This is a genomic window from Myxococcales bacterium (assembly GCA_016706225.1).
In the GTDB taxonomy this organism is placed as follows: Bacteria; Myxococcota_A; Polyangia; order Polyangiales; family Polyangiaceae; genus JADJKB01.
In genome coordinates this window covers 319,141-334,656 of the sequence record JADJKB010000024.1, presented here as the reverse complement: position 1 = coordinate 334,656, position 15,516 = coordinate 319,141, and the positions used below count along the sequence as shown (strand labels likewise).

Below are 15,516 nucleotides of genomic sequence, written 5' to 3'. Positions count from 1 at the left end.
GCGAAGCTAGCGGAAGAATGGGGCTCGCGGAAGTTGACGGATCGTTCGTTGTCAACTTCCCACGAACCGCTTGGCGGCGCGGAGGCCGTTGGTCTTCTTGGCACCGCGGGCTCACTGCTTGCTGCTGGGCTTCGGGGCGCCGGCCGGTGGCAAGGCCGCGCTCGTCGGGTACACCAGCGACTTGGATAGCGGTCTGGCCCAGCCATGCTAGAGAGAAGGAGTGCGGCGTGTCGGCGCGTTGATGGCGGTGCTCGCAACAGTTGCAGCATGTTCGGGGGAAGAGAGTGACGCCACCTGCCCGGGCAACGGCGGTACCGAGTGCGCCAAACACTGTGGGTCGGACGTCGTCGCAGAGCTCGAGTGCGTGAACGGGGAGTGGAAATGTCCGAGCGGGTACGTTCACGGCTACAAGGACTGTCCGGCCGGAACGTGTTTCGGCCCCCCGGCGCAGTGCTGCTCGTCGACGGGGGAGAGCGTGCCCCAGGTTTGCAGTCCATCCGCGGGCGGCCTGCCGTCGGGTGGGACCTGTCCTGCCGGTTACAAGAACACGCTGGTGGGCCCGTGCCTCGACGGCGGAGCTGGGTGAGTCCCAGTTAGACAGCGCCGCTCCGGCTGGTACGCTTCGGGTGTGACGCTCGGCATGCTGCTACCGGTGGCGGTGATGGTCGCTGACCTGACGCGGGAGCACGCGAACCCAGCGAGCGCTCCGATCCCAGAAGCCGGGCAGGTCTCGGCGGAAGCGCGGTCGGAACCGGAATGGCGCGCCATCCGTGCGGGTGGGCTTCTGTTTGGGGCGAGCTACGGCGTGTGCGTGGGAGGCGCTGCCGCCCGGGGCTTCGGCAATGACACCGGACGGCTTGCGATTCCACTTGCGGGGCCGTGGCTCGCGCTGGACTCCGGTAACGCGTGGGCGCTGGTCATGGCCGGGACCGCGCAGCTTGCAGGGGTGACCTTCGTCGTGTGGGGATTCGCCAGCCCGAGGCGGGTGCTCGGCCCTGCGGAGGCCACCGTGTCGTTGACCACTGCGCCCGACAGAGTCCACGCGCCCACGGTGAGGCTGGACGTCAGATTTTGAGAAGCGCCGGCCGGCGCGGAAGGGACGCTGAATTCGGCAAGGTGGCTCAGGCGCGCTCGCGTCGTTCGCGAATAGCGTCAATTCCAACCACCACCAGGCGCGGGAACAGATACCAGAAGACGGCGTTCGCGATGCCGGCAACAGGAGTTTGCATTCCAACGTAGTCGCGCCCGCGTTCGTCGAAGTAGGCGGCCATGAAGGGGATACCTGCCACGCGACCCGGGCCATACGAGTACGACATGAAGCCGGTCAGCGGCCATGATGCGACGGCGAGCCCGAGCCCTAACCATCGCGCGAACCTCCACGACCTGGCGAATTTACCCGAGGGGTCCACGAGGCTGCGTGACCAGCGAGGCCGGCCCCCTCCGCCCCGCGCCCGGCGCTCTAGGCAGTAGATCGTTGAAGGTTGGAGAACCGAAGACCTGAAAGCTTACGCTTTTGCCCCGTCGTGGCGTCCATTGCTACGCCGTGGCCCGGCCGGCAGGAGATGTCTCACGACGTCTCACGAGCGAGCGCATCAACCGCAGACGAGCGCCGCGCGCACGCGCGCGACGGCTTCCCCAAGGTCTTGCGCCACGAGCTCCGCCGGCAGCCGCAGCACCCGCCACCCGCGGCGACCGAGCTCGCGGTCCCGGCGCGCGTCCGCCGCACGCCGGCTGGCGTGGTACGCGCCATCGACCTCAATCACGACGCGCACGGAGGGCACGGCGAAGTCCGCGATGTACCGGCCAACGACGTATTGACGGCGGACGACCACGCCCAGCTTGGCGCCGCGAAGCTCGCGCCACAGCGCCTCTTCGGTGTGCGTCTGCGCGAAGCGCATGGTGCGAGCCCGAGCTTCGATGACTTGCGAGTGAGTGGTCTTCCAAGACATGGCGCCTCCTGTCCGGCACCGCGGCCGGGCTTTGCCCACTCACGGCGCAGGAGGCGTGACAGCCGCCTCATTCCTCACGACGACTCGGCGGCTCGACCCTACGAGCAGCGGACGGAGACGCACAGCGGCTGGCGCGCCTCGTGCGCCACCTGGGCAGAGCCCGGCCGCGGTGCCGGCAGGAACCAGCGTCTCGGAAGCTCACGACGCCGTCATCGAAGCGAGCGGACACGAGTGCGGAGCGTCGCCGGCCGTCGGGTCACGATGTCGCCTCGAGCTCGGAGCGACGCGTCCCCTCCGCCCGCGCGCGCGCGAGCATAGGCAGGGCGCCGGTGGTCTTCCGCAGGCGCCACCGCGCGCGCGCCCGGCCCCCGCTGTGCGCGTCAACTTTTCGGGCTCACACCGCGAGGAGCCGCACTGACGGGAAGTAGCTTCGAAGCCGTTCGAGATCGCGCAGATCCGAGGTGAGCACGACGTCGCCGCGCGAAGCTGCCGAGGCCATGACGATTGCATCGATGGCTGTCGCGCTGCGCACGGCAGCGAGTGCCTCGCCGGCGATGCACGCAAGCTCGTGCGAGAGCGGCTCGACGTTCACCAGCGCGAGAATCGCTTCACGGCGGTCCGTGCGCCCTCGCCACCATTCGACGACGACGTCGGCGGGTACGACGGGGACGATGCGTTGCTCTCGAGCCCTGAGCAGGAACTCCTCGGCCCGCCGGCGCCGTCGTTCCAGGGCAATCAGCATTCCGGTGTCAAACGTCAATCCGGTCGCCACTACGACGTTCGCTTCCGCCGCTTGACTGATTGTGGCTCGGCGCCGAACAGCTCCGCGTCCACGCGCGCGCGCGCCTGGTCTGTCAGCGGAGCAACGTGGTATTTTTCGAAGTAGCGGTCCATCGCATCCAGACGTTTCACGTCTTCGCCAATCTCGGCAATGACGGCAGAGATGTTGCCGCCATAGAGCCGCTTGGCGCGCCTGGTGATCGCCGCCAACAGGTCCGGTTGAATGGAGATACTCACCTTCGTCGCGCGTTTCATGGTTGCTACCACGGTAGCAACCTTGCCAGCGCTCGGCAACGGGCGTCGCGGCGAGAACCCCGCTCGACGATCCCGTTGCCATTTCACCCACCGCCGCCGAGCGCCGCGCAGCTGCGGCGCCAAACATTCCGGAGCTGGCACCGTGCAATTGCATTCGGCGGAATTTCTGCTCGAAAGCGGCGTACGCTTCATGCGGCAACGTCCTCCCCGGGTTGCCGAGAGCACCGGTCGCACGCCTGCTGACGAATGTGCTCCAGCCGCCGCTTGCGCGCCTCCTGTCGCCGGGCAGCAAGTTCGTCAGGCACTCGCGCCCCGCGCCCGAAGTACATCTCGTCCGGCGTCTGGCCGTCGAACGCACTGTGGGGCATCCGCTCGTTGTGCTCGGTCACGTAGAACTCCACGAGCCTGTTCACGGTCGCCATGTTGTCCAGGGGGTGAAGGTACAGCCACTGGTGTTTCAGGGAACGCCACCACGACTCGATCAACGAATTCGAGAAGCTCACGTCGATCTGCGCGATGACGCGGCGAAGAACCCCGTCGAGGAAGAGCTCGTCGACGCTGGCGTTCAGGTTCTCCGCGCCGGAGTCCATGTAGACCTCGGCTTTCGTCGAGCGCTCCAGGTTGCGCGCCGCCCTCACGAGCACGTCACGGGTGTTCATCGGATCGAGTCGATCGGCCGCGGTCCACGCCAAGATCCGTCGGGAGTAGTTGTCGATGACGGCGTGCAAGTAGGCCTTCGTCCCGTCGAGCAGCTTGATGACGGTGACGTCGATGTGCCATGCAAGGTTTGGCGCATCAACACGCACGCCAACTTTCGGCTTGTCCGGGTAAACTCGCAGGCGAGGCCGTCCCCAGCCGTAGCGCCGGACGAGTTTGCCCCAGGTTGCCGGGTGCGCGAGCACCTCGCCCACCCGCTGAGCGTGCAAAGCCAGCGCGCGGATGGACATGTGGCGATGCTCCTTCGACTGTACCATGGCGCTGATCGCCTGAACCTCGGGGTACGTCAGCCGCTGGGGCATGGTGCGCGGACAGCTCGGGCGGTCGTCGAGGGTGCAGGCCTGCGCGCCCCGAACCCACGCGTGGTAGCGGGCTGGCGAGAGACGGAGGACTCGGAGCGCGGCGGACAACGGCAAGATCTTCCGCGCGCCTTCGACCGCTCCGAGCAGCAATCGCTTCCCTCTCTCGTTCGCCACGCGGCCGTGCTCGAGCGTGAACCCCGAGACGCGGAGCAAGGCAAGGACGAGCCGGAGGACCGCGATGAGCATGGCGGTCCGGTGCTCCAGCCCGAGGACACGAGCGCGAAGTGCCGCCTCGACTTCGTGCTCGGCCTCCAGAGACACGACGTCCCCTACGCCCCGTCGGATCCAGCTCTGCGCCGTGGAGCGCGGAATCTCGAGCTCGGAAACAGTTCCGGATTCCCCGCATGGAGGATCTGCTCCTTTATGCGATGGTCGTAGGTCCGGCGCGAGCGGCTGGCCATGTCGTCAGCAGAGCACGCGCGGGCGCGGAAGTATGGGCGCGCGGGAAGAAGGTGAAAAGCGAATGGTTTCGCGGTGTGCAACTGCACCACGCTGGCTCTAGAATGTTCGGCGCCGCAGCTGGGCGGCGCAGCTGCGCAGCCCCTTCACGAACGCGCGATAGCGACCCATGACCGTCTTTGCCAGCGCGTCACTGGGCCACCGAATCCGCTGGTGCCGATCCCGTGCGCGCTGCCTGCCTCACTGCACCCAGCCGGGCGTGTCCTGGCACTGCCACTTGAAGCCCGCGTAGTCGAGGTCGATGTCGACGAGGTAAGTCTTCACCGTCTTCTTGTCGAACCACCCTGCGTACACGTGCCTTCCATGCACGGACTTGTTGAACAGGATTCCGAAGTTCACGTCTGGCAACTGGCACCGCTTCCCGGTGGCCAGGTCGAGCGTCGCGAGCGCTGTGCTTCCTCCATAGTACGAGTCGAAGTTTTCGGGATTCGGATTCGCCGCGCCGAGGGGAGGCTCGTTCCACACTGCGAGCCCGTCACCGATGCCCGGGTAGACCTTCGCTCGGGGCTTGTCCGGCGAGTCGAACGTCGCGCGGCGGGTTTTCCCCGTCGTGAAGTCATGGAAGTACACCTCGCCGCCCTTGCGGGTCGAGAACGCGTGGGACCCCGGCCCCGGCGGGTCGCGGTAGTCGACCCAGGCGTACTGCTTGCGATCGGCTGAGCCGCTCCCGTCGAACTGGAGCTCGGTGCCGTCGTCGATCCTCTTCATGTTCATCTCCGAGCTCTCGGGATCGATGACGTAGATCTTGCCCGAGTCGCAGATGAGGGCAGTCTCGGTGGCGAGCAGCGAATAGCACGAGCCGAACGCCAGCCACTTCTGCTCCCCCGTCTGACGATTGCGCGAGTGGATGCCCTTGAAGATGTAGAACACGTACTTGTCGTTGAGCGCGGTCCACTGGCTGCCGTCTGCGCCGTCCGCGGGTGTCCAACGGAAGACCGTCTTCTTCTCACCAGTGACCAAACTCATGAGCTCGATTTGTCCGTCGCCCGGACCTGCCGCCTTTACGTACGCAGCGAAGTCGCCCCACATGCTCACTTGCAGATGTTTGCCAGACGGATCCCAAGCGGTCGTCGACGCACCCACCCCAGAAAATGCAAGCCCGAGAGGAGATTGCGAGGCGACGCGACTGGTGGTGTATCGGTGCCCGGCGCCGCTCGGGTTGGTCACGGGGAGATTCAATGCCACACGACACCCTGGCCCGCAGTCGGGGTTCTTCTCGGGGCCCACCGTGGGCCAGTCCTTCGGCTTCGTCTCGTGCCAGACCGGATCCCATGGCTCGGCCCCGTCACCATCGGCCACGTCGCCGGCGGCGTCACCCGCCGCGCCTCCGGTCCCGCCAGTGCCGGAGCCGCCGTTTTCACCGCCCGGACAGCCGCCGAGCATCCGGAACGGCGCCACCACCACCAGCGCGCCACCGAGCCAGCGCGACGCGCCGTTCACGGTACGACCTTCGCGATCTCGACCTGAGCGGGCAAGACCCGCACCACCAGCTCGCCCCGATCGCGTCGCCGCACCCAGCTCTCCACGCCGTGGCTACCCGCGAGGGCGAGCCCGCCCCCGCGCAGATCGATCACCGGCCGGTGCTGCCCGTGCTTGCTCACCCCGTAGGCCCGGCCGCCAGCGGGATCGACCCGCAGCGCCTCGAGCGGATGCACGATCACCTTCTGCCCGCCGAGGGTCGGATGCGCGAGATCCCGCACGCCCACGTCGAACAGCATCGGCCCGGATGCCACCAGTAGGCGCTGTTCGCCCGCGGCAACCGCGACCAGCTTCGCGAGCGCGTCAACCATCGCTCCCGGCAAGATAGCATCGGCCTTCTTGCAGAGCGCGGTCGACGCCGGATCCGTGCCGAGCGCGATGGGCTTCGGCGACAAGGGAACGAGCAGCGACATCGACTGAAGCGCGAGCGGCTCCCCGGCGGGCGCGCCGACGATCGCGAGCCCGACCGTGGTGACGACGGCCCAGCTCGCTTCGCCAAGGGCCGTCATTTCCAGCGGGCGCCCGCACAGTGCGAGGGGCGCGTCCAGGCTGAGCGCGGCGCCGATCGCGCGCACCATCGTCACGCCCGCGTCGGTGGCCACCACCGCACCCTCCGGGTTGATCGAAAGGGCGCGTGCCTTCGCCGGGAGCACCGCGCTCGCGATCAGCGCCGGCGTGGAGCCCGCAACCGACCAGCGCTCGATGCTCTTGTCGCGAAGCAGCCAGACCGAGCGGCCATCCGTGTCTGCCGCGACCGCCGAGCCGGGTAGGGACAGAGAGGCTGCGAGGCTGCCCCGCGAGCCCTCGCACGCGTTTCCCGTCGCGCCGCACGGGACAGCGCCGGGGCTCGACCACCACTCCGTGCCGAGAGGGCACAGCCGTCCGCCCAGCGCGTCGGTCGGTGCGCAGGCGAGCCCTTCATCGGCCACGCGCGCTTCTTGCCAGCCGCGTGCAGCCCGCAGCCGCGTCGCCACCAGCTCCGGCCGCGTCAGATCCAGGGTCAGCGCGCGCAGCGCGCCCTCGAACACCGAGTCGACCACGGCGGTGATGCCCAGCTCGAGCGTGCTCGCGCGGGTCGTGTCCCCGAACAGGCGCGCGGTCGCGGCGGCCCCAGGTCCGACGTGCCACACGTCGTCGTGCCTCGCGCCGCTGGCATCGCTGCCGCCGACGTAGATGATGCGCTCGCCGCCAGGGCTCACGCTGAGGGCAGGACCGCGCCGCGCCGGCAGATCCGACCGCACCAGCGACACCGGTCCACCGAACAGCCCAAGGTCCCACAGCTCCGCGCCGAGCGCGCCGTCGCGAGCGCCGCCCGCGACGAGCAGGTGCGAGCCCCAGAGCGCGAGGGCCGCGCCGTCGAGGCCCGCGATCTCGGACGGCAGCGCGCTGTCGGTCCAGAGCCGCGAGCCCGTCGAGAACCAATCCACCCGGCCGCCTGCGGTGTCGACCAGCGCGACGGTCATGCCGGTGGGATCCGCGATCAGCACCGCGCTCGGGCTCACCGCGCCCGGGAGCGTGCCCTCGCCCGCGATCTCGTAGGTGATCGACTGATCGGCCGAAGCCACGGGCGCAAGCAGCGCCCAGCGCGCGACCCCAGACGAGCGCTCGACCACGATCAGCGCGGGCTCTTCAGCGCGGCTCCGGGTCGACGCCAGCGGCGCGGCGAGGGCCGCCAGCACCGGCGTGCTCTGCGCGGAGCCGCCCATCGGCGCGACCTGCACCGCCGCGGTGGCGAGCCAGCCCTGGGCCGCGGCAGTGCCGAGCGCCAACGTGGCGTAGCTGCCCTCTGCGGGCCGAACCACCACCGCGCGGGTCACCACCCCGCCGTCGTGCGCCAGCAAGCGAAGCCCCGAGAACCCGGTGACCTCGGGCTTGACCGGATCCGGCCCGAACCAGAGCTTCACCAGAGCCAGCTGCTGGTCGATGGTCAGCACCGCGCAGGGCGGCTTCAGCGAGAATGTCGAGTGGTTCGAGACCAGATCCGCCACCGGCTGCTCGGAGAAGCTGGCTCGCATGCGAATGCTGTGGTCGCTCTGGAGGTCCCACAGCTGGTCGGCGCGGTGCTGCGGGTCGTACTCGGGATCGTAGTGGAACGAGAACTGGCTCTGCTTGATCGACGTCGCCGGCGGCGCGCTGATCTCGGGCAACGTCCAGACGGCGTACTGGTGCTTCAGGCCCTGGCGCGCGCCGGAAAACGGCGAAGCGGGCTCGGTGCTCACGTCTTCCGCAGCGAAGTGCGGGGTCGGGCTGGCCGGCCCGAAGGCCTTCAGCTCGTCGAGCCAGCGCCACGACACGCCCGACGGCTCCGACCCAAAGCGCGGCACCGCCAGCGGGAAGCTGTCGCACCAGGTCTCGGGGTTGCGCGTGCAGCTCGGGCGATCGATCGGACGAAAGCCTCGGCCATCGTAAACACTCGGCACCGCCCGCCGCGCGCTCCCGCGGTAGCAGTCGCTGTTCGGATCGGTGATGCAGCTCGCTCCGGACAGCGGAGCGCCAGTGTTCTCGTCCCGACACGCGCACCGGTAGCTCTGCACCGGGAACGTCGCCGGCAGCTCGGTCTTCGGGGCGAGCCAGAACGGGTCGTTGGCGCTGACCCCACGCGAAACGCGTGTCGTGACACCGATGACGTCCTGGCCCGTCGAGACCCAGCCGGGGCTTCCGCAGGTCTTGTTGTACGAGATCTTCGGGTTCCAGGTCGAGTGCGCCGCCGGGTATGGATCGCACGTCTCACCACGTTGCAACGCCCCGAGCTCGTTGTTGCTGATCGGGTGCGGCGGCCAATTCAGGTCTTCGCCCCAACGGTTGCTGACCGTGACACCGCCTCCGGGGGTGAGCGCGAGCGGCAGCTTGGGGCACGAGTCGACGCCGTCCGGTGGCCCGTCCTGATCCGTGTCCAGGAAACCACCAAAGGCGCCAGTCGGGATCGGGGACCAGCTGTTGAACGCCTGCGGTACCGGCGGCTTCCCCGGCGTCCCGATCCCGACCCACGTCTGGCGGAAGTTCGGGTCGAAGTCGCAGGCGCCGTAGAGGTGATCGCCGTCGGCGTCTTGCTCCGGGCCGCTGTCGAGTGGGCAGAGGTCGGCGGCGATCGTCACGGCGTCATCTGGCGCCACCCGGTCGGAGTCAGGCCGCCCGTCGCCGTCTGCGTCCAGGGTGAACGCGCCGCCGGGCGCGAGCAAGAAGCCAGGCCCCGTCACGCCGCCGGTGTAGAAGTCACCCCAGAGCGTCTGCCCGGCGAAGCCGAGGTTGCCCAGCCGAGTCGGCTGCAGCCGGCTCGCCACGACCTTCTGCCCGGTCCGCACGAAGGTGCAGACATTGCCCCAGTGCATGTTGCCGTCGGATGTGGGGATCGGAAGCCAGCTCGTCGAGATGCGGAACAGGCTGGATGGGACTCGCAGCTCACCATTTCCCCGATGTGGATCCGTGCAGGTGCCCGGGCCCGCGACATCGAACTCCGAGACACCCGACGAGCAATAGGCGTGGTGCTTGCCGGCGGATCCGTAGACAACGGGGTGCGTGCCATGCATTTCCGCGGGCCAGCACGTCGAGAATTCGGCAAGTTCCGCGCGCCACGCTTGGTCCTTCGACACGCGGACGTCGATCCGGGTTCCCCAGGTGTCGCCCTCGTGGGCCTGATCCTCGAAGACCGGGGAGGAGTCCGCACACTGCAGCTCGTCGTCGTTCGGGAACCCCCCGTCGCGCCTCCACATCGCCACCATCTCGAAGCGAATCAAGATCTCGCCCGGGGTCGAACCCTGAATGCGGTAGGCCGAGAAACCAGCCACCGGCTCGTTCGGGAGCAAACTCGAGCTCGGCTCGTCGGCGTCGAAGCGGAACGCGGGTACGAAGCAGGCGGCGAGCTGCTGCTCGATCTCGTCGTCGAGCCCGTTGCCGTCTTCGTCCATCTGGCAGCGGGCCTCGGCGTCACGGTCGAGGAAGACCGGCGACCGTTCCAAGAAGCGACAGTCGAGCGGCGCGGCCCCCGCCCGCGAGCTCAGCGCAAACCAGGCGAGCGCGATCAGACCTGCAACAAGCGTGCGTGCGCGCGAACCCCATGCCAGCCATGTGCACCTCCCGGTCGCCGTCGACCCAGGGGATTATCTGGCTGCTTTGCGCGCGACGCAAGGCGCGTCCGCGCACGCTGCGCACGCTGCGCACGCGCGCGAGCAGCTGCCCCCGAGAACCCCTCAGCTGGCACGGCTGCCGCGCCGGCCGGGGGAACCCCGTCACTGCGGCTTCACCTTGACCTCGCGCAGCCCCTTCACGAACGCACGATACCGACCCATGACCTTCTCCTTGAGCGCCGCGTCGTCGAGCAGGTCCTTCTTCTCGGCAGGGTCTTGCTCCAGATCGCACAGGCCCAGGGGACGACCGTCGCTGGTGATCAGCTTGTGCGGCCCGTCGATGAAGGCCTGGCGATCGGCGTTGTTCGGCCCGGCGGTCATGTGCGCAAACACGATCCGCGGTTTGGGTTCGTAGCCTGCGGGCTGGATCAGATCGAGCAGCAGCGACGTCCCGCTCACGAAGTCGGTCCCCTCGCCGCTCGGCGGCGGCAGGCGGTAGGGGTCGAGCACCGTCGGGACCAGCCGACCTTTCGCGGCGGCAGGCCCGGCAGGTACACGATCAGCGGCACCCAGATCAGCTCTTCCCAGAGCTCGAAGCCGTGCCGCAGCATGCCGTGCTCGCCGAAGGCTTCGCCGTGATCGCTGGTGATCACGATGGCGGTGCGGTCTTTGGCCGGGCTCCTGTCGATGGCGTCGATTGGTCGGCCCATTCACGAAGCGCGTCGCTCGATGCCAGCGCTGGTCATGACGAGCGCGCGCATCTTCATACGCGCCCCGCACTTGGCGCACTTCTCGATGTCGATTTTGAACGCGCGTTTCAGGAACTCACGCCAGGGGCGATACCTCGATCGATGAGTCGCCGGCCGCGCGTCGGTGGTAACTTTGTTGTGTCAGGTCGCGATGTCGCACCGAGCGCAGAGCGACGCGTCTCCCCCACGCGCGCGGCGCGCGCCATCGGCAAGGCGCCGGTGGTCTTGGCACAACGTCAACCGGCGTCGCTTGACCGCCGCTGGCGGCTTGCGCTCCTATTCTCTCCGTGACCGGCAAGCGCGTGCCCGGTGGGGTGGTGCACAAGCTCCCCGTGGACCTGCGTGAGGCGCTGCTCGGGAACTCCACGGCACTCGCTGCCTGGAGGGACATCACGCCCTTGGCCCGCAACGAGTTCATCTGCTGGGTCGAGGATGCGAAGCAGAGATGACGCGAAAGCGCCGCATTCGCCGGACCCAGGAGGAGCTGGAAGAAGGCCAGCGCCGGCCCTGCTGCTGGCCTGGGTGCAAGCATCGCGAGCGCACGGGTCGGTGAGCTCGAGGCCCGCGTCGCCCCTTCGCTCGGCTTCGAAGAGGACGTGCGCGCGGCACGGCCGATCGTTACACGCGCTCGCGAGACGACGAGCCAGCCGCCCGTCCACCCCGCCCCTTGCGCGCCGGTCGCGGCAGCGTGCGCGCGGTCCCGCGTTGCCTGGCCCGAACCAGTGAGCCCGAGCGCGCGCCGGTGACGACAGTGCGCACGGCGGCCTCGAGCAGCGCGGCCTTCAGCCGGCCCGGCGAGCTCGTGTTCCACGCGTCCACGATCGCCCCGAGCATTCCGAGCAGCAGCCGCGGGTCGGTGCCCTCGGGGAGCTCGCCGCGCTCGACCGCCCGCGTGACCATCGCGTACCAGGCGCCGCTGCGTTCCTTGACGGCCTCGCCGATGATGGCTCGGACCTCGGGGTCGTGCTTCTCCGCGAGGAGCCGCGCCCACGCGCGCCCCTCGACGCGGCGTTTGAAGCTCACTCTGCGCCGGAAGGCCTCGGTCAAATCCCGCTCGAGCGAGCCCGTGTCGGGCAATGGCACGTCGTGCACGAGCCTGCGCATCCACTCGACGGCGGCCCCCACCAACACCGCCTTGCCAGGCCAGCGCCGGTAGATCGTGGTCTTGTTGACCCCGGCCGCCGCGCTCACCCGGTCCATGCGGAACCCCCGGTAGCCGGACTCGGCGAGCTCCGCGACGGCGGCTTCGAGCACTTGCCGCACGACGCGCTCGCTGCGCCCGCGGAGCACCCCCTTGGTTCGACGCGTCTTCGTCCGCTCGGTCACGGTCCGCCGGGAGGCTCCTCCGCCTGCGACGGTAGGCCCGCGCGCTGCAAGAAGGCAAGTGCAAGTTGCCATCGCTCCGGGGCTCGCGGTACCCTCGTGGCTTGGCAACCCACAGTTGCCTTCTGGGAGGACCCATGCCCTGGTATCACCTTCCCGCGTATTTCTTCGGCGGCGCCTTCTTCGCAAACTTCGTCCCGCACTTCGTCTCGGGGGTGCTCGGGCGCACGTTTCCGACGCCGTTTGCCTCGCCCCCGTTCCGCGGGCTCTCGTCGCCGCGGGTGAACGTCCTATGGGGGCTGTTCAACCTTGCCGTCGCCTACGCGCTGCTCTCGTGCGTCGGGGACTTCGAGCCGCGGCGCGCGCTGCACGCGGGTGCCTTCGGTCTCGGCCTCGCCGCGATGTCGCTGCTGATTACGCGCTCGCTGGCGCGCCTCCAAGGAGGTCCGCGAAGCGACGAGTCGTCGGAGCCGCTCGGGTAGCGCCACACTCGGGGCCACAAACGCGAAACCCCCAGCCGGGGGGCCAGGGGTCGTCGCGTGGTACGTCGGTCGGTTGCGCGGGGGCGCTACGCACGCTGTACCACGATACGCGGGTTTCGATTCCCGGCGCTTCACCACGGGACCGCGGTTTTCCGTTGTCTTTGTCCGGAAGCGTCACACGCCCGTTAGCGGGCCCGACCTCGCCGCGGCCTCCAGCGGCGCTCTCCGAACCACACGTCGTCAGCCGTCGCAGTTTGCTGTCGAGTGCCACGGTCGCCTGTTGGAGGACGACGGAGATCTCTCCGGATAGACTCGCACCCATGCCGACGTACTTCCACGATAAGAAGGGATCCGCCGTGTACGAGGTCAGCGGCATCTTCGCGAGCGAGCAGTTCAGCAACCACAAGCCGCCTAGATTCCTGCACACCGACGTTCGGGGCCATGTGAAGGTCACCAAGCCCACGTGGTGGAAGGTTGGCGATCGGTGGACCAACACCGAGGGCTCGGCTCACCACAACACATACGAGAAGGATCGAGAAGCGCAGGCCAAGGACTACTTCGTCAGAGTGCACTGTCACATGGGCGGGCTTACCGAGATTGATCGAACGACGTACGACGCCCTCGTCACCCAGTTCGACGCCCAGGCAAAGGCGAACCCTCCGGCCGACGACGCTTAGCCTTGAAGCTTCTCGAGGCCGACACCACCTACCCGAACCTGGAGCACGCGCCTTCGCGTCGAACGCCGCCTTCAGCCCAGAGCTCGCACTTCAACGCGAACGAGCGGCGCGGAAGGGGCGCGGCGGAATTTGGGTTGTGAACCAAAGCCAAGTCCTTCTCCGCCGCCATCCGCAGGTTCCAGACGACCTGCGAGGCGAAGAGCACTCCCGTGTCGCCAGCGACGAGACCGGGGCCCAGTTCCACCGATGTCACCGGTGCCCAGGGCACCACATCACGGCGCGGCGACGGACGACCCCCTGCGGGCTCTCACCAAACGTCCCGTGGACGGCGGCCGGAGCTCTTCAACAAGCCGAGCTGTCATCCCCTCTCGGGTGGGGTTGGGTTTCTGAGTTTCGGCGTTCCGTTCGGAATCCTCCCTGTCGGCTGCGAGACTCCGACTCTCGCCCGCTACTTCGGGCCTAGGGCGCCCCCGACGCGGCACGGACTGCCTCCGGGCGTCGGAGCTGACGAGCGACCGCCTCGGAGGCAGCGACCGCGAGCTGGCGGTACCTGGCGGGCGTGTGCTCCGGGTCGGCCTCCCTTCGGGCCTGCGAGTTCATCCAGTCCGACACGCAGGCGGGACTCTGATGGGCCTCCCGCACCCGGCTACCGTGCCGACGGCCATCGAATGAATCAATGCTGAACGTGCGCCCGGATCACACGCCTGCTTGCCACCGACGTCGCCGGACCCGGGCCCCGGTGATCTCGGTGGGATTGGTGCTCAGTCAGGCCGCTGCTGACACTCCCGAGATCGCGGCCGAGCGCGGCTCCAGGAAGAGCGTCGTCGACACCTCGGCCCCCCTTCTTCTTGACGACGGCGAACCGCGGCGGGACCTCCACGCGCGGAGGCTCCGTGCCGTACGGGGTCACGACCATGACGGGCTCGCCGATGGGGAAGACGGTCTTCACGATCGCAGGGACCTCGACGTCGTGTAGGCCGCTGTCCAAGATGCCGCCCTGGTTGACGGCGATGAGCACGACGTCGGACGCAGCTACGACGCCCTTCGTGATTCGATCCTGCACTCGTCGGCCCGACCCCGTCACCGACCGGGAGGAAGATAGCCTTCGAGATTTCCCAGCCGCGCGGTCTTCACCATGGCTCGTTCGGTCAGCGTCAGAGTCTTCAGTCCGGCGACCCACGCGCGGAAGTCCGCTTGTGTTTCGATCACGTCCGCCAAACGAACGTAGGAAGGAGATCCTCGACGGAAGTGAACAACGTGCGCAACGTCATGGCCGCGTCCTTGCGCACCGCCCATCTCGTATGGAACCCACCACGACTTGAACGTGGCCGGACTGAGGATGCCGAGGAGATGCGTCGAGGCATCTAGCCCGGCCTCGATGCAGCTGGCGATCGCGGCGTCGTTTCCCATCGCCACGGCAGCGACCAGATCCTGATCCAGCTCGTCGAAGTACACGTCGACGTCGAGCCCCATCAGCGCGGCCGCGACGGAACGTGCGAAGTCCTTGTCCGTATTTCGATGCGAAATGAACACGCACGGCCGAAGACGAGCGTCGGCAAGCTTTTCATGGATCGGCCGCCCTCGCGGATAGAGATTACGACCCGCCATGGCCAACGACTCGTCGCGCGCTACGCGCGACCTTGGACGATCGAATGAGAGTCGGCTGTAGGGCGGCCATCATGACCATCCCGCCCCCGAGCGGTTGTTCTTGAAGAGTGGAAGCGCGTTATCCGGAAGCAGGCGCTTCTTCCTCAGGTACGCCTCGTGTACCAAGCCACGGACCACGTCCGGGTCGTTGCTCCATTGAGCGATGGCGGCGAACCCGCATTCAATGTTGTCGTGCAGACGCGGGGGAATGGTTCTCGGATTGTACTTACCCGGGGACGGGGCAGGGTACGTCGGCAGCAGCAGGCCAAGCAGTCCCGATCGAGGATTGTTTTTCGTGTCCCTGATGCTCGAGGAGATCTCCCAGTCGACGTGCTTGCGCTGCCAGGTCTCCGCGCCGATCAGAACGACGGTGACCGATGTGTCTCGAAGGTATTCGTCGCGAATGAGTTGGCGAATCGTCTCGGTCTGAAGGCCAGTATCAATGTCGCCAATCTGCACCGCGCCAGGGATCACGACGCCGAACTTGTTCCCGAAACGCAGCTCGAAGATCTTCCTGTAGCTCTCGTCGTTCTTGTGGTGGTAGCTGACGAAGACGTTGTGCCGATCCGACAT

17 protein-coding genes and 1 pseudogene are annotated in these 15,516 nt (G+C 68.0%); 5 read left to right on the top strand and 13 right to left on the bottom strand.

Translation table 11 applies throughout. The features are described 5' to 3' along the window. Positions 1 to 220 precede the first annotated feature (220 nt). Together IPI67_37370 and IPI67_37365 are read left to right on the top strand one after the other, a co-directional pair. On the top strand, positions 221 to 586 hold the full coding sequence (locus IPI67_37370; protein ID MBK7585843.1) for a hypothetical protein: 366 nt from the start codon (positions 221 to 223) through the stop codon (positions 584 to 586). Between the two features lie 42 nt (positions 587 to 628). Further along, a complete protein-coding gene (locus IPI67_37365) occupies positions 629 to 1,075 on the top strand; it encodes a hypothetical protein (protein MBK7585842.1) in 447 nt (148 codons plus the stop codon). A 46-nt stretch (positions 1,076 to 1,121) separates the two neighbouring features. Here the strand turns inward: IPI67_37365 and IPI67_37360 are convergent, their stop codons facing one another. The 9 genes from IPI67_37360 to IPI67_37320 all read right to left on the bottom strand — a co-directional run bounded on the left by IPI67_37360 (position 1,122) and on the right by IPI67_37320 (position 10,775). Further along, positions 1,122 to 1,271 carry a hypothetical protein gene (locus tag IPI67_37360; protein ID MBK7585841.1) on the bottom strand — a complete coding sequence of 50 codons (150 nt, stop codon included), beginning with the start codon at positions 1,269 to 1,271 and terminating at the stop codon, positions 1,122 to 1,124. 321 nt (positions 1,272 to 1,592) lie between these two features. Further along, complete coding sequence (locus tag IPI67_37355; protein ID MBK7585840.1) at positions 1,593 to 1,949, bottom strand: DUF559 domain-containing protein; 357 nt, start codon at positions 1,947 to 1,949, stop codon at positions 1,593 to 1,595. Between the two features lie 394 nt (positions 1,950 to 2,343). Beyond that, a complete protein-coding gene (locus IPI67_37350; protein MBK7585839.1) occupies positions 2,344 to 2,691 on the bottom strand; it encodes a hypothetical protein in 348 nt (115 codons plus the stop codon). A gap of 29 nt (positions 2,692 to 2,720) precedes the next feature. Then, positions 2,721 to 2,984, bottom strand: coding sequence for a hypothetical protein (locus IPI67_37345; GenBank protein ID MBK7585838.1), 264 nt, complete (start codon positions 2,982 to 2,984; stop codon positions 2,721 to 2,723). A gap of 188 nt (positions 2,985 to 3,172) precedes the next feature. Next, positions 3,173 to 4,249 carry a DDE-type integrase/transposase/recombinase gene (locus tag IPI67_37340; protein ID MBK7585837.1) on the bottom strand — a complete coding sequence of 359 codons (1,077 nt, stop codon included), beginning with the start codon at positions 4,247 to 4,249 and terminating at the stop codon, positions 3,173 to 3,175. 453 nt (positions 4,250 to 4,702) lie between these two features. Next, positions 4,703 to 5,962 carry a hypothetical protein gene (locus IPI67_37335; GenBank protein MBK7585836.1) on the bottom strand — a complete coding sequence of 420 codons (1,260 nt, stop codon included), beginning with the start codon at positions 5,960 to 5,962 and terminating at the stop codon, positions 4,703 to 4,705. Continuing rightward, positions 5,959 to 9,957: a hypothetical protein gene (locus IPI67_37330; protein MBK7585835.1), complete on the bottom strand. Its 3,999-nt coding sequence runs from the start codon at positions 9,955 to 9,957 to the stop codon at positions 5,959 to 5,961. The genes IPI67_37335 and IPI67_37330 overlap by 4 nt, the downstream gene beginning before the upstream one ends. Positions 9,958 to 10,227: 270 nt before the next feature. Beyond that, on the bottom strand, positions 10,228 to 10,575 hold the full coding sequence (locus IPI67_37325) for a hypothetical protein (protein MBK7585834.1): 348 nt from the start codon (positions 10,573 to 10,575) through the stop codon (positions 10,228 to 10,230). Beyond that, a complete protein-coding gene (locus IPI67_37320) occupies positions 10,521 to 10,775 on the bottom strand; it encodes a sulfatase-like hydrolase/transferase (protein MBK7585833.1) in 255 nt (84 codons plus the stop codon). Before IPI67_37320 ends, IPI67_37325 begins: the two co-directional genes overlap by 55 nt. 326 nt (positions 10,776 to 11,101) lie before the next feature. On the opposite strand from IPI67_37320, the pseudogene IPI67_37315 reads away from it, so the two are divergent. Beyond that, positions 11,102 to 11,367: pseudogene (locus IPI67_37315) on the top strand (YdeI/OmpD-associated family protein). A 65-nt stretch (positions 11,368 to 11,432) separates the two neighbouring features. Here IPI67_37315 and IPI67_37310 read toward each other — a convergent pair. Then, entirely contained in the window at positions 11,433 to 12,140 is a 708-nt protein-coding gene (locus tag IPI67_37310) for a TetR/AcrR family transcriptional regulator (protein ID MBK7585832.1), read from the bottom strand. Positions 12,141 to 12,274: 134 nt separating this feature from the next. Here IPI67_37310 and IPI67_37305 point away from each other — a divergent pair, with 134 nt between their 5' ends. Next, positions 12,275 to 12,619 carry a hypothetical protein gene (locus IPI67_37305; GenBank protein MBK7585831.1) on the top strand — a complete coding sequence of 115 codons (345 nt, stop codon included), beginning with the start codon at positions 12,275 to 12,277 and terminating at the stop codon, positions 12,617 to 12,619. Positions 12,620 to 12,939: 320 nt separating this feature from the next. Next, positions 12,940 to 13,296 (top strand): hypothetical protein, encoded by a 357-nt coding sequence (locus tag IPI67_37300; protein ID MBK7585830.1) that lies wholly within the window; start codon positions 12,940 to 12,942, stop codon positions 13,294 to 13,296. A 673-nt stretch (positions 13,297 to 13,969) separates the two neighbouring features. Here the strand turns inward: IPI67_37300 and IPI67_37295 are convergent. The 3 genes from IPI67_37295 to IPI67_37285 form a co-directional block, all read right to left on the bottom strand. Next, positions 13,970 to 14,380 (bottom strand): hypothetical protein, encoded by a 411-nt coding sequence (locus tag IPI67_37295; protein ID MBK7585829.1) that lies wholly within the window; start codon positions 14,378 to 14,380, stop codon positions 13,970 to 13,972. Next, complete coding sequence (locus tag IPI67_37290; GenBank protein ID MBK7585828.1) at positions 14,377 to 14,904, bottom strand: toll/interleukin-1 receptor domain-containing protein; 528 nt, start codon at positions 14,902 to 14,904, stop codon at positions 14,377 to 14,379. Before IPI67_37290 ends, IPI67_37295 begins: the two co-directional genes overlap by 4 nt. A 69-nt stretch (positions 14,905 to 14,973) precedes the next feature. Next, positions 14,974 to 15,516, bottom strand: coding sequence for a TIR domain-containing protein (locus tag IPI67_37285; protein ID MBK7585827.1), 543 nt, complete (start codon positions 15,514 to 15,516; stop codon positions 14,974 to 14,976).

Coding starts and splice junctions, on each gene's coding strand:
- IPI67_37300 (MBK7585830.1), top strand. CDS start 12,940: ATGCCGACGTACTTCCACGATAAGAAGGGATCCGCCGTGTACGAGGTC.
- IPI67_37320 (MBK7585833.1), bottom strand. CDS start 10,775: ATGGGCCGACCAATCGACGCCATCGACAGGAGCCCGGCCAAAGACCGC.
- IPI67_37350 (MBK7585839.1), bottom strand. CDS start 2,691: ATGCTGATTGCCCTGGAACGACGGCGCCGGCGGGCCGAGGAGTTCCTG.
- IPI67_37355 (MBK7585840.1), bottom strand. CDS start 1,949: ATGTCTTGGAAGACCACTCACTCGCAAGTCATCGAAGCTCGGGCTCGC.
- IPI67_37360 (MBK7585841.1), bottom strand. CDS start 1,271: ATGGCCGCCTACTTCGACGAACGCGGGCGCGACTACGTTGGAATGCAA.
- IPI67_37290 (MBK7585828.1), bottom strand. CDS start 14,904: ATGGCGGGTCGTAATCTCTATCCGCGAGGGCGGCCGATCCATGAAAAG.
- IPI67_37285 (MBK7585827.1), bottom strand. CDS start 15,516: ATGTCGGATCGGCACAACGTCTTCGTCAGCTACCACCACAAGAACGAC.
- IPI67_37345 (MBK7585838.1), bottom strand. CDS start 2,984: ATGAAACGCGCGACGAAGGTGAGTATCTCCATTCAACCGGACCTGTTG.
- IPI67_37340 (MBK7585837.1), bottom strand. CDS start 4,249: ATGCTCATCGCGGTCCTCCGGCTCGTCCTTGCCTTGCTCCGCGTCTCG.
- IPI67_37305 (MBK7585831.1), top strand. CDS start 12,275: ATGCCCTGGTATCACCTTCCCGCGTATTTCTTCGGCGGCGCCTTCTTC.